This is a genomic window from Fictibacillus arsenicus, assembly GCF_001642935.1.
Lineage (GTDB): Bacteria > Bacillota > Bacilli > Bacillales > Fictibacillaceae > Fictibacillus > Fictibacillus arsenicus_B.
In genome coordinates, this window is record NZ_CP016761.1 from 2,553,545 (window position 1) to 2,567,465 (window position 13,921).

Genomic DNA, 13,921 nt, shown 5'->3' on the forward strand with positions numbered 1-13,921 from the left:
GTCTTATAATGGTTTTTATTTATTGTTATTAGTATCATCCATACGAAGAACGGCCATAAACGCTTCTTGTGGTACATCTACCCGACCAATTGTCTTCATTCGCTTCTTACCTTCTTTTTGCTTATCTAATAGCTTACGTTTACGTGAGATATCCCCGCCATAACATTTTGCTAAAACGTTCTTTCTTAATGCCTTGATGTTAGAACGAGCGACAATCTTCTGACCAATTGCAGCTTGGATTGGCACTTCAAACTGTTGACGCGGAATCAGTTCTTTTAGCTTTTCAACGACAACTTTACCACGCTCATATGCGAAGTCTTTATGAACAATAACAGACAATGCATCAATCTTTTCATTGTTCAGCAATATTTCCATTTTAACCAGCTTTGAAGGTTTATAACCAATCAACTCATAGTCAAGAGATGCGTACCCTTTTGTACTTGATTTTAACTGATCAAAGAAATCATACACGATCTCAGAAAGCGGAATCTCGTAAAGAACGTTTACGCGATTGTTTTCTAAATAATCCATCGTCATGAAGATACCGCGTTTCTTTTGGCAGATTTCCATAATCGTCCCGACATAATCGTTCGGTGTCATGATTGAAGCTTTTACATATGGTTCTTCAACGACAGAAATCTTCTGTGCTTCAGGCATATTAGCAGGGTTATCGACGACGATTTTTTCCCCATCCGTCATCGTAACGTTATAAATAACGCTTGGTGCTGTTGCGATTAGATCGATGTTAAATTCACGTTCGATACGTTCTTGAATGATCTCCATATGAAGAAGTCCTAAGAATCCGCATCGGAATCCAAATCCAAGGGCTTGAGATGTCTCTGGCTCATATTGAAGAGCAGAATCATTCAATACAAGTCGTTCTAATGCTTCACGAAGATCGTTATACTTTGCCGTGTCTACTGGATATAGTCCGCAATATACCATTGGGTTCATTTTTCTATAACCTGGAAGTGGCTCTGTTGCCCCTTTTACGGCGCTAGTAATCGTATCACCGACTTGTGTATCGCCAACGTTTTTGATGGATGCCGTTAAGAAACCAACATCACCAACCGTTAAAAAGTCTTTCTGAACCGCTTTTGGAGTAAACACTCCTAGTTCAAGTACTTCAAACTCTTTACCAGTTGCCATCATTTTGATCTTATCGCCGACCTTAACAGTTCCTTCTGCCACTCGAATATACGTAACTACGCCTCTATATGGATCATATAAAGAGTCGAAGATAAGCGCTTTAAGCGGACCTTCAGGATCACCTTGAGGAGCTGGCACTTTTGCTACAATCTGCTCTAGGATGTCTTGAATACCAATGCCTGCTTTCGCTGAAGCAAGTACTGCTTCTGATGCATCCAGTCCGATAACATCTTCAATCTCCTGGCGCACTCGTTCTGGCTCAGCACTCGGCAGGTCGATCTTGTTAATAACTGGCAATATCTCTAGATCATTCTCAAGAGCTAAATACACGTTCGCTAACGTTTGTGCTTCAATTCCTTGAGCAGCATCTACGATAAGCAACGCTCCCTCACAAGCTGCTAAGCTTCTGGACACCTCGTATGTAAAGTCTACGTGTCCTGGGGTATCAATCAAGTGGAACGTATAAATCTCACCATCTTTTGCTTTATATTGAAGCTGAACGGCATTTAATTTAATCGTTATTCCACGTTCACGTTCTAAGTCCATTGAGTCTAACAGCTGTTCTTTCATCTCACGCTGTGTTAGAGCACTTGTTTCTTCCAAAATTCTGTCAGCTAAAGTAGATTTCCCATGGTCAATATGTGCAATGATGGAAAAGTTTCTGATCTTAGCTTGTCTTTTTAATTTTTCTTCTCTGTTCATTTTACGTTCACTCCTACAATTTTAGGAAAAGTCACTAGCTTTGATTATAGCAATACAAGATACCTCTTTCAATCACAACCTGTAAAAATAGGGATTTGAACAAAAAAGAACCTTTAAAGATCTGCCCTTTAAAGGTTCTTATGGAGAGAATACATCAAGCATCTCTTGAATAATGATGCCTAGCACTGAAATCATGACACTGAAAGCTGATGAGATCCATGAAGTGAGCTTTTGTCCTAAAGCAGAAAAAACATTAAACGAATCAATCTTATTTAAAGTTTCCTGTTTCGCTTGTATATCATGGCTAGATGTTTTATCAACATCTTCATTTTCTGGAGAAAAACTATCATTCATTGATTCTATGCTCTCTTTATTAGAAGCACCTTTCAGTTCATTCATCTCAAAATGTGCTTTTTGAATACCAAATAAAACACCGAACAAAAGCAAGGCTGTAATTCCAAAACACTTTAACATAAATTTCGTCATTGGTTTTCCCCCTTGTTTACGAGGATGTACGATTCAAATTTATGCAGCAGCTTGTCCAAACATGACTGTTTATTTAAACTCTGTTGCTATTAGGAGCGGTTGATTTCCGCTCCAGGATGCTCCAATCAACTTGTCAACGGAGAGGCTTCACAAAACAAAAAAAACAATCTTTTAGAAACTAGCCTTTTTTAATGTGTATACGAAGAAGTGTTTCCTTGATCAATCTGCCCGTGAAGTGCAGTATTCAGACCGTTTGCTAAAACGTTCGCCATATCTTCAATAAACACATCTACTTCTTTAGGAGTAACCATTAGATTATGCCCGATCGGCGCCAATACCTCACGTATTAACCGCAGCTTTTCATCATCCTCCAACACCCCCACAATTCCTAAAAACGACTTTCTGTGTTCGTCTTTTGGCATATCCTCATCTGTTAATATTTTCTTTTCTCCAAATGTCAAACCAGCAGGAAGGAGCGACTTAGAGGGCTTGTCTTTTTCGTTCATCTCCCGGCCGAAGTGCTTTAAAATAAAATCGATTGTATCACTTGTAATGGTAGCCGCATCAACAACAGTAGGGATTCCGATTGAAATCACAGGAATACCGAGCGTCTCTTTACTCAATTCTTTACGCTTATTTCCGACTCCGGAACCTGGGTGAATACCAGTATTCGATACTTGAATCGTTGCATTCACTCTTTCGATTGACCTGGAAGCTAATGCGTCAATCGCTATTACAAAGTCTGGATTAACTCTTTTTACAATCCCGTCGATGATATCACTAGTTTCGATTCCCGTGATTCCCATTACCCCCGGAGAGATTGCACAGACTGGCCTGAAACCTTCTTCTACATTCTCAGGTGCCAGCTCGAAAAGATGCTTCGTTATCGTTAAGTTTTCTACCACGAGCGGTCCAAGTGAATCAGGCGTTACATTCCAGTTTCCTAATCCAACTACTAGACATGTATCATCTTGCTTCACGCCTTCTTCTTTTAAAAATTGATGAAAATCTCTCGCGAAAACTTCCTGTACTTGCTGCTGAAGTTTTGAGTCTTTTTCACGGATTCCCTGAACTTCAAAAGTTAAATATAATCCTGGTTTTTTACCAGTAGTTTCTGCGCCTTTTTCATCGATTTCTACTCTCACACACTTAATTCCATCTTTGTTTGTTTCATTTATAATGACACCTTCAAGAGTGCTTTTATTTACAACTTCATCTTCTTTTAATAACATATCGTGTGCTTCAATAGCTAAATCCGTACGAACTGAATATGCCTGAAGGTTTAAATCTTTACCCATAATCTGCCACCGTCCTTTTGTATTATTTTTGCCGCAACTGTTCCTTTTCATTCTTGTATTGCATTTAAATCACGATTTTGATAGAATACTTTGTGTCCTATTTTTTGCAACGGATAGCAATTTTGTTGCATCATGGTTCATTTAGGGAGGTGAATGAATTGGCTAATATTAAATCAGCGATTAAACGTGTAAAAACAAACGAAAAGCGTCGTGCTCACAACGCTTCACTAAAGTCTGGCATGCGTACTGCGATCAAAAACTTTGAAGCACTTGCAGCTTCAAACAATGCAGAAGGTGCTCAAGCGGCATTTGTTACTGCTTCTAAGAAGATTGACAAAGCAGCAAACAAAGGACTTATCCACAAAAATGCAGCTTCTCGCCAAAAGTCTCGTCTAGCGAAGGCTTTAAACGGTGTTAACGCATAAATTTAAGGATGAAACCTGAAAAACGGCCTTACACCAATAGGTCGTTTTTTTATTTGGCTGTTTTCGCAATCTTTGTTGCTCATGGAAGTGGTTGATTTCCGTTACAGCATGCTCGCTTTCCGCGGGGCGTGCGGTGAGCCTTCTCGTCGCATGCCTAACGAGAAGCTTCTCAAGTGATAGGCACGCACCTTGCACTCCAATCACCTTGTCAATGAAGAGAATGAAAAAATGAACCAAAAGCAACAATCTTTTAGAAAACAGCCTTTTATTTTGTATTTAATCGGGAAATTAAATAAACCAGCCCCCTTATACGAGGGAGCTGGTTTTTTGTGCTTGTGAAAGTTTGATAATTTCCATTTCTAAAAGCAGTGACTTATCCATTTGACCTGTTTTCATCTTATAATCTGTTTCCGCAAAATCATCGAGGCAATTTCTTAAAAACCTCTCATCAAATTGACTGGCATGCTTACCAGCTAATTTTACAGCATATGGATGCAATTTTAGCGCAGAAGCAATCTGCTTCTCTCCATAACCCTTTTTTTGAAGTTCTTTCACTCCATTTATTATTCGGAACTGACGCGTAATTAAAGCATGTATTTGAATTGGTTCCTGATTTTGTTTCATCAAATCATAAAAGCTTCTTAACGCTTGCTCTGTACGTTTATGTACAACGTGATCCACGAGCCCGAAAACATCATCTTCTAAAGTTCTGGCAACTAACTCATCCACAGTTTCTTTTGTAATGTTACCGTTCTCACCGACATACAAGGCCATTTTCTCAATTTCTTTTGCTAAAACAGACATTTTCGTGCCTAATCTAGAAAGGAGAAGTTCAATTGCATCCGTTTCAATTGAAACATTCAAGGATTGTGCTTCCTTAAAGAGCCACTTTTCTGCAGTTTCATTGCTTAATTGAGATACTTGAATGATTTCAGCCTGTGATTTTAATTGTTTAACTATTTTTTTTCGTTCATCAAGTTTCTCATACGGGACGACGATAACAAGCGTTGTATAATCTGCTGGATTTTGTATGTATTGTTCGAACACTTTAAAATCATGTTCTAATTTAGCCTTATCTTTAGCCGCTGTAAGAAAAGCAGCATTTTTCATGACAACAATCCGGCGGTCACCTAAAAAAGGCATCGTTTCGGCATCTTCCATAACTTCCTGCACCGAAATTTCATCCAGGTTATGTATGCTTAGATTGAAGTCTCTTTCATCTGGAGCCAACAAGGAAGAAATCGCTTGTATGGCTTCCTCAGCTAAGTAAAGTTCGGTTCCCCATATTAAGTAAATAGGAGAAGTGTTTTTATTTTTTATGTTTTTTTTCAATGCATCGACTGTAAGCACCTTTTTCACCTCCCTTTAATCCTATGGTGTATAGAAGTGTTTTGCAAGCAAAAGAAGGAACAGAGCTATAGCCCGTTCCTTCATTTATGATAAACACCAACACCTGAACTTTTACAGCTCACGAGCCGGCTTTAATTAGGATATCCTATGCGCAAAATTTTTATTGGTTACAACGAATAGGCAATCTTTGTTGCTCTTGTAAGTGGTTGATTTCCGTTCCAGGTGCTCGCTTTCCGCGGGGCGTGCGGTAAGCCTCCTCGGCGCATAGCGCACGCGTGGTCTCACCTGTCATGCTAAATCCCACAGGACAAGGAAAGCTTCGATAGCTTTACATCGCACGAAGAAAATGTGGTTTTCATTTTCGAGGAGTCTCGCACCTTGCACTCCAATCAACTTGTCAATGAAGAGATGTAACAAAATACTCAAAAGCAACAATCTTTTAGAAAAGAACCTTTTAATAAAAGAGTGAAAGAAAGCATTTTCAGTATGGATTTTTTGAAAATGATAACGTATACTAAGGATGGATTAGGAGGGTTGTCACATGAACCATTTCGAAAAAGATGTACAGAGCAAGCGTAACGACCTTATTGATTCCGGAGTTGGCTTTGTTGTAACATTTGGATTCTTTACAGTTATTTTTGCCATCGGAGTCATTCTTAAAGCTATTGCATAATACATAAAAAAGAGCCGAATACTTTTATTCGGTTCTTTTTTATTGAACTGTAGTTATCTTCAACCCTCTTTCTGCAGCTTCGAAAATAATATCTCCGTTTTCATCTGTCCTATAAATAGTCACTTTTTTCTTTTTTAATCTGGTAATAACATCTATAGCAGGATGTCCATAAATGTTATTTCTCCCTGAGCTTATTACTGCAAATTCAGGCGCTGCAAGCTCTAAAAATTGGTCCGTTGTAGAAGTGCGGCTTCCATGATGTGCAACTTTCAATACATCAACATTTAGCCGAGAAAAATTATTAATGATTTCATGTTCTGCTTCCTTTTCTATGTCACCTGTTAATAAAAACGACGTATTGTAAAGCTTTATCCAAAGAACAACCGATCTATTGTTTGATGATGTATCTTTTTCGCTCGGATGCAGAACTAAAAATTGAGAATTACCAATGCTCCACTGCATACCCTTTCTCAAATTTTTCACATGAATTCCCTTTTGTTTCCCTGATTCAATAATTTCCGTTTCGAGTTCGCTAAGATTATTATTTTTAGGCATATAAATGGTTTCGATCGGAAAGTTGTTTATTAAAAAAACAGTTCCGCCAGCATGATCCATATCAGGATGACTTAATATCAAACCATCAATCTTTCTAATCCCTCTTCCTTTTAAATATGGAAGAACAGCTTTTTTTGTAACATCATATTCTTCATTACGCTCTTCCCATTTTTCTTTTTTAAAAGGAATTGCCCCTCCCGTATCGATTAGATAGACCGCTCTCCGGAAAGGCAGTTCAATCAGAACGCTATCCCCTTGACCAACATTAATAAAGGAAACTTTAGCAGAGGGATTCAGATATGGGATACAAGCTTGCACCATAATGATAAACATAAAGGGTAAGCAAAAACGAAGATGGATACGGTCATTTCTCTCCCATTCATAAAATAAATAAAGTATGGCTAAGAAATAGAATAAAAAAAGCCATGAGGAAGGACGTCCAAGCAGAAGCATTCCGTTGAATTTCTGAGCTATTTCTAAAAAAGAAGCAGAACACTCAAAAAGAATTTGAACCGGAAGTTTCAGCAAATATACAGCACTGGGAGTTAATTGAATGACAGTGAACACAAATAAAGAAACAGGAAATAAAACAAGGGATACAACAGGAATATATAATATGTTAATCGGAAGTGACCAAAGAGAGAATTCAAAAAAATGATACAGAATGATAGGGAATGAAAATAGAGAGCACATAAAAGAGGTGATAATGAGCAGTTGAATGTTCGATCTGGATTTAAACAGAGAAAATGATGTTATCAGAACAAATGTCATTAAGAAGGAAAGCTGAAAACCAAGATCAAAAGCGTACAGCGGATTCCAGGACAGCATTATGATACAAACAATTGATAACAGCATTGCTGGGTTTATCTTTTTCCGAAAAACTATAAAGCATAATGCCAGCATCCCCATAATTCCTGCCCGCACTATTGAACTTTCACCGCCTGTTAATACTATGTAAATGGGGAGAAAAATCACGATTAATACATAAGCCAGTTCTTTCACAATTCCCATTCTTACGAATAATAAATATAAGAAATATGAAACGATGCCTACATTAAAGCCTGAGACAGCTAAAAGATGTGTCAGTCCTAATTTCTGGTAGGATTCCAGTGTCTCGATTTCAATCTTTTCACGGTATCCAAAAATAAGAGCATTCATTAATCCTGCAGTATTTTGTGAAAACTGAGTTTCTAATTGTTTAATACTTTTGCTTCTCCATATTTTTATTCTGGAAATTAGATTTTCCTTTTTATCCTTGACACAACTCTCTCCATCAACCTGAGAAGGTTCAAGAATCCAATGAATGTTTTTGTTATGCAGAAATTCGCGATAGTTCATACCAAAGTAATGAGATTGTGGTTGAGGATCTTCAAGTGTTCCATTAAAAAAACAATGCATGCCAATTTCAAGTTTTTCCAAGCTACGTTTTTCATCAGCTGAGTTCATTTTGTATCGGACAACAAGAATTTCTCCTGAGCTTTTATATTGAAATGAGATCATATTGCCGTCAATCTTTGGGATCGTTTCAATTGTGCCTTGAAAATCAGTAGTATGCGGAGGAAATAAGGAGATATTTTTTAGTTCATACCATTGGGAATAAAAAAAGAAAAGAGGAAGAAACATGAGAACAACAAAAGTTTTCCTTTTTAACTGAAAGAAGATTACGATAACCAGGAAAGTGATTAGAACGATCCCAGTTACCGTTATCATTTTTGAAAGCCATACACCTGTCAATGCAAAGAGCGCACTTAGAACAGCAAGCCTAGGATTCATAAATCAGCTTGGTATAAATGCTGATGGAGGTATAGTCATTTCAACTTTCTCAACAGTCACTCCAGCTTCTTTAAATTGTTCTATACTATATGGATGGTTTTTGTAATCTTCACCGTAGTAAATTTTCTTTATACCACTTTGGATTATGGATCTGCAGCAGTGCAGACAGGGAAAATGCGTAACATACATTTCAGCTCCATCAGTCGGCACGCCGAACTTCGCACATTGAAGGAGAGCATTCATCTCAGCGTGAATGGTTCTTACACAATGCCCATCAATTACATAACAACCTTCATCTATACAATGAACGCCGCCAGATATTGAACCGTTATACCCTCCGGCGATTATCCGTTTATCTCTTACAATCGTAGCACCTACTGCTAAGCGGGTGCACGTACTGCGCAAAGCAAGCAGCTGGCTTTGTGCCATAAAATATTCATTCCAGGAAATTCGTTTCAAATCTTATCCCCTCCTTATTCTATAATGTATAGTGTAGACTCAGCAAAAAAGCGGGTCAATAAAAACCATTACCTGAACTTAATTTTATCTTTCCATTCTTCAATCGTTTTTTCACCAATTCCCCGAACTTCTAACAGCTGGTCAACTGATTTGAACGGACCAAATTCCTCACGGTAGGAAATAATACTTTGAGTTTTAGAGGGACCAACACCGCTAAGTGTCTGCAGTTCAGATAAATCAGCAGAATTAATATTTAATAATTCTTCTTTTTCCATATTAGAAGATAAGGAATGAATCTCTTCCCCCTTAGCAGCAACATAAATAATCATTTCATCAGCAATTTTTTCCGCCTGGTTTACCGATCTCGCTTCTGCCTCCTCTAAAAAACCACCCGCTTTTTTAATCACGTCTATCACGCGATCACCATTATTCATTTCATACACACCTGGCTTTTTAACACTTCCTTGAACATCAACCATTATAGGGTCTGAGGAATCTGCTTTGCCCTCATTTTTTTCGGTTCCAGAGTTAATCGATTCATCTTTTATCATAGGCATTTGTTCGGGTGAAATCACCGTCTCAGGATGGCTGTTTATATTTTTGAAAATGAACAGACCCAACAAAATTAAAAGTAACAAACCTGCTCCGAGCACCAAGTTAATACGTTTTTTTAGCTGAATCATAAAAGTCTACTCCTTTTTCTGTGAAGGTGGAACCTTACAAAATCATAAACAAAACATTGAGCGCATAGATTTTAAGGTAGAGGAAGGAGGTTAAAGTATGAAGATCGGAATTATCGGAACCGGGAATATGGGAAGCGTTCTCGTTGCTTCTTTCATAGAATCTTCAGCCATTTCCCCATCACGGTTGATGGTTACTAACCGCACCCTGTCCAAAGCGGAAAGGCTGCAGCACGCCTACCCAAAAATTAAGATAGGGAATACACCAGAAGAAGTATTTCGGTTCGCTGATATCGTATTTATTTGTGTTAAACCCCATGAATTTTATTCTTTGCTTTCGACTAATAAAAACTATATCTCTAAACATCAGCTGCTTGTATCTATTACAAGTCCTATTTCATGTGAACAGCTTGAAGACCTTCTTGACTGCAATATAGCAAGAGCCATTCCAAGCATTAATAATCGAGCCTTGTCTGGATCATCTCTTATATCGTTTGGAAGCCGCTGCCACTCTGATTACAGAGAAAAACTGCTTACTCTGATGTCTTTCATTTCAACCCCTTTAATTATCGACGAAAACATTACTCGAGTGTCTTCTGATATTGCAAGCTGCGGACCTGCCTTTATCGGCTACGTACTGCAATGTTTTATAAATAGTGCTGTTAATCAAACCGATATAACGAAAGCGCAAGCAACTCAGCTAGCCAGCGACATGATCATTGGAATGGGTAAACTACTTGAAAAAGAAGTCTATACGCTGCCTACACTTATACAAAAAGTATGCGTTAAAGGTGGTATTACTGGTGAAGGAATTAAGATCTTAAGCAGTGAAATGGATGAAGTATTCGATCATGTCATACAGCGGACACATGAAAAATATCACGAAGAATGCGAAAAAGTTAGTCAGCAATTCGAGGTAAAGGAAGAACTAAAGTAATTTTTCTTATGCAGTTCAGTATAAAAGACTTTAAAGAAAAAAGCCGGAATGAATATCCGGCTTTTTATAATTCATCAAATCCATTTTCGTCAGAAACCTTAGTGTACTGTCTCGATTTCTGTTCAAAAAAATCACTTTTTCCTGAATTAACATCAGAATATGCTTTTATCCAAGGAAGAGGATTTTTCTTATATTCGGGATATAACTTTTCAAATCCTAGTTCGTTTAATCTTTTATTCGCCATAAACTTGATATAGTCTTCCAAGTCGGTCTTATTAATTCCTTCGAATGAATCTCCAATAATATATTTACTCCATTTGATTTCCAGCTCAACGGCAGTTTTAAACGTTTCCCTTGCAAATTGATGCAGTTCTTCTTTATCAATTTCCGGAAAATCTTTAAGTACAGCCTTGAATATATTGCAAAACAAGTACACGTGAAGCTGTTCATCTCTGTTTATATAATTGATCATCGTTGATGTGGATACCATCTTTTGATTTCTTGCTAAGTTATAAAAGAAACTGAAACCAGAATAAAAATTTAATCCTTCTAAGATCACATCATAAATAATTGATTTTATGAAAGTTTCCGGGTTAGGGTTCTTTATAAATTCCTCATAGCCTTTTGCGATAAAATCATTTCTCTCAAGCAGTACTTGATCTGTTTTCCAATATTCAAAAATTTCATCTTGTTTCCACTTTGGAACGAGTGATGATAATACGTAAGAATACGATTGATTATGAACAACCTCTTGAAAGGAGAGGGTTGCCATAAGCGCTGAAAGACTCGAGTCTGTTAAATAAGCCGAAACTCTGCTTGAATAATCAGTTTGTACACTATCTAAAAACGCGAGAAGCCCGATTATTTTATTAAATGTATCCTTCTCTTTCTCAGATAGATTAACATATTGTTTACTGTCACTGGACATATTGATCTCAAATGGCGTCCAAAAGTTTGACAGCATGTTTTTATATAATGGGTAAGCCCACGGAAAACGGACGTCGTCCCAATTCAGGATGTTGGAGCTATGTCCATTAATAACACTTGTAGAAGCATTTGGTGCACTGGTATCATATATTTTTCTTTCTTGTAATTTTGTGTTCACTTTAACTTTCACAGCTTTCACACCCTTCAAGTTCGATTGAAGTTGATCTTGTGTAATAAGTTGTTTTAAGTCCTTTTTCAAAACTAAGCAGATGAAGGTCCAGCAGCTCTTTTGCTTTTATGTTGTGAGTTACATAAAGGTTAAATGATATAGACTGATCAACATGTCTCTGCCTAGCTGCATTCTGTACTATGCTCCACCTTTGATCAATATGAAAAGCTGATTTATAGAACCATGTGGTCTCTGCGTTCAAATCAGGAGCAGTTACAGGTATTTTATAATTTTTCTTTTCTTCCGAATAAAACTTTTTAAAGATTGGATCTACACTAGGCGTTGAATTAGCAATGATTGAGGTTGATGAATTTGGTGCAACTGCAATCAGATAACCGTTCCGTATTCCTTGGCTTCTTACTTTTTCTCTTAAATAGCGCCATTCTTCAGCTTCATAATTTCTTTTTGCAAAATAGTCTCCAGAATGCCAATCTGAACCTGAAAAAGCAGGGTATTTACCTTTTGCTTTCGCCAAATCACTGCTCGCACTTATGACGTAATAATTAATCTTTTCATAAAGTTTGTCTGCAAAAGTGACGGCTTCTTCACTTTCCCATTTGATCCCCTCTTTTGCAAGAAGATGATGCCAGCCAAACGTTCCGACACCTATTGCTCTATATTTTTTATTCGTAAGAACTGCCTGCGGAACATCTATGGAGTTAAGATCAATTACGTTATCGAGCATTCTGACTTGAATATCAATCACTCTTTTCAACACATTATCTCCAACTACTTTTGCCAACGAGAGAGATGATAGGTTACAGACAACAAAGTCTCCTGGAGTTTTTCGAATGATGATCTCTCCATCTTCAGTTTCTTCTGATTGAACTGTGGTTGCAGACATGTTCTGCATAATTTCGGTACATAGATTAGATGCATAAACCATACCTTGATGCGGATTAGGATTAAGTCTATTAACAGTATCTCGATAAAACATAAATGGTGTGCCTGTTTCAAGCTGAGACTTCATTATTCTTTTCATTACTTCTATCGCAGGAATACATTTTTTTGATATTCTTTCATCGATTAAGCACTCTGTATATTTTTCCCTGAAACTGCCGTTTCCTTTTTGCTCATCATATGAATCCTCCAGCGAATAGCCTTTGAAGCGTCTCACTTCATGCGGATCAAATAAATACCAGTCATCACGCTTTTCTACTTTTTCCATAAATAAATCCGGAATACAGACCCCTGTAAAAAGATCATGGGTCCTCATTCTTTCATCGCCATTGTTTAATTTTGCATCTAAAAATTCCAATATATCTTTATGCCACACATCCAGATAAACTGCAATTGCCCCTTGCCTCTGTCCAAGCTGATCTACGGAAACGGCTGTATTGTTCAATTGTTTCATCCATGGTATAACTCCGGAAGAATTGCCTTTAAATCCTCTTATATCAGAACCTCTTGAACGGATTTTGCCGAGGTAAATTCCAAGTCCTCCTCCTCCTTTTGATACAGTCGCCGCATCAGTATTTGAATCAAAAATACCGCGAAGACTATCGTCGATTGTATCAATGAAACAAGAACTAAGCTGTCCATAGCTCTTACCTGCATTCGCTAAAGTTGGAGTAGCGACAGTCATGTACTGATTTGAAAGTGCCCAATATGCTTCTTTTACAAGCTCCATCCGATGTTTACGATCCTCATCTTTCATTAAGAAAAGAGCAATCACCATCCAGCGTTCTTGCGGCAGTTCATATAACTCATGGTTAAATCCTTTAGCGAGATATCTGTCAGCTAGAGTCTTTAACCCGATATATGTAAAAAGTTCATCTTTTTCAGGTTCAATCCACTTCTCTGCTTCTTTAATTTCTTGAGCACTATAAGAAGAGAGAATCGTAGCATCATAGATTTCCAGGTCTACTAAATGCTCAATAAGCCCGTATAAATTAGAATATGGTGGTTTCTCACCAGCTCCTTTATTTAATTGCACTTCTTCATACAGCTGCTTTAAATAGAGGCGTGCTGCTACAAATGTCCATTGTGGTTCTTCCATACTTAAACAATTTAAAGCCTCCATGATTAACTGCCTGAATACCGCAGAACGATTGTTATTTTTTAATTCTAAGTCTTCAGCTCTTTTCAAAAACAGTTCTCCCTGAAGTTCAGGAAATGATGCAACACAATCCCGCAGCCATTCCCCGAGAGACGATTTCGCTACTGTATTTTCCATTTACGGTCCACTCCTTAGTAAAATATAAAAAACCCCTCTTCATCAGGAAGAGGGGTAAGGAACGTATAGAAAACTTACAAGACTATAGCTTGAGTTAAATAC

At 37.6% G+C, this 13,921-nt stretch carries 12 protein-coding genes; 3 read left to right on the forward strand and 9 right to left on the reverse strand.

Translation table 11 applies throughout. The features are described 5' to 3' along the window. Positions 1–15 precede the first annotated feature (15 nt). From lepA to gpr, 3 genes are all read right to left on the reverse strand, one after another. Positions 16–1,851, reverse strand: a complete 1,836-nt coding sequence (lepA, locus tag ABE41_RS13235) for a translation elongation factor 4 (protein ID WP_066291112.1) — start codon at positions 1,849–1,851, stop codon at positions 16–18. 138 nt (positions 1,852–1,989) lie between these two features. Beyond that, entirely contained in the window at positions 1,990–2,337 is a 348-nt protein-coding gene (locus tag ABE41_RS13240) for a DUF3679 domain-containing protein (RefSeq protein ID WP_066291113.1), read from the reverse strand. A gap of 188 nt (positions 2,338–2,525) precedes the next feature. Next, a complete protein-coding gene (gene gpr / locus ABE41_RS13245) occupies positions 2,526–3,635 on the reverse strand; it encodes a GPR endopeptidase (protein WP_066291115.1) in 1,110 nt (369 codons plus the stop codon). 158 nt (positions 3,636–3,793) lie between these two features. Here gpr and rpsT point away from each other — a divergent pair, with 158 nt between their 5' ends. After that, entirely contained in the window at positions 3,794–4,060 is a 267-nt protein-coding gene (gene rpsT, locus ABE41_RS13250; RefSeq protein ID WP_066291124.1) for a 30S ribosomal protein S20, read from the forward strand. Between the two features lie 306 nt (positions 4,061–4,366). Here the strand turns inward: rpsT and holA are convergent, their stop codons facing one another. Next, positions 4,367–5,410, reverse strand: coding sequence for a DNA polymerase III subunit delta (holA, locus tag ABE41_RS13255; RefSeq protein ID WP_066291127.1), 1,044 nt, complete (start codon positions 5,408–5,410; stop codon positions 4,367–4,369). A gap of 541 nt (positions 5,411–5,951) precedes the next feature. Here holA and ABE41_RS20700 point away from each other — a divergent pair. After that, positions 5,952–6,083, forward strand: coding sequence for a YqzM family protein (locus tag ABE41_RS20700; protein WP_083207800.1), 132 nt, complete (start codon positions 5,952–5,954; stop codon positions 6,081–6,083). Positions 6,084–6,122: 39 nt separating this feature from the next. Here ABE41_RS20700 and ABE41_RS13260 read toward each other — a convergent pair whose 3' ends face one another. The 3 genes from ABE41_RS13260 to ABE41_RS13270 form a co-directional block, all read right to left on the reverse strand. Beyond that, positions 6,123–8,348 (reverse strand): DNA internalization-related competence protein ComEC/Rec2, encoded by a 2,226-nt coding sequence (locus ABE41_RS13260; protein WP_172827360.1) that lies wholly within the window; start codon positions 8,346–8,348, stop codon positions 6,123–6,125. A 66-nt stretch (positions 8,349–8,414) separates the two neighbouring features. Beyond that, positions 8,415–8,870, reverse strand: a complete 456-nt coding sequence (locus ABE41_RS13265; RefSeq protein ID WP_066291133.1) for a ComE operon protein 2 — start codon at positions 8,868–8,870, stop codon at positions 8,415–8,417. A 68-nt stretch (positions 8,871–8,938) separates the two neighbouring features. After that, positions 8,939–9,553 carry a helix-hairpin-helix domain-containing protein gene (locus tag ABE41_RS13270; RefSeq protein ID WP_066291135.1) on the reverse strand — a complete coding sequence of 205 codons (615 nt, stop codon included), beginning with the start codon at positions 9,551–9,553 and terminating at the stop codon, positions 8,939–8,941. 97 nt (positions 9,554–9,650) lie between these two features. Between ABE41_RS13270 and comER the strand changes: the two genes are divergently transcribed. Further along, a complete protein-coding gene (gene comER / locus ABE41_RS13275; protein ID WP_066291137.1) occupies positions 9,651–10,487 on the forward strand; it encodes a late competence protein ComER in 837 nt (278 codons plus the stop codon). Between the two features lie 64 nt (positions 10,488–10,551). On the opposite strand, the gene ABE41_RS13280 is transcribed toward comER, so the two are convergent. Together ABE41_RS13280 and ABE41_RS13285 are read right to left on the reverse strand one after the other, a co-directional pair. Then, entirely contained in the window at positions 10,552–11,604 is a 1,053-nt protein-coding gene (locus ABE41_RS13280) for a ribonucleotide-diphosphate reductase subunit beta (protein WP_253805338.1), read from the reverse strand. Beyond that, the gene (locus tag ABE41_RS13285) at positions 11,594–13,819 is read right to left on the reverse strand and encodes a ribonucleoside-diphosphate reductase subunit alpha (RefSeq protein ID WP_066291139.1); all 2,226 of its coding nucleotides are present in this window, start codon (positions 13,817–13,819) and stop codon (positions 11,594–11,596) included. Before ABE41_RS13285 ends, ABE41_RS13280 begins: the two co-directional genes overlap by 11 nt. Between the last annotated feature and the right edge of the window lie 102 nt (positions 13,820–13,921).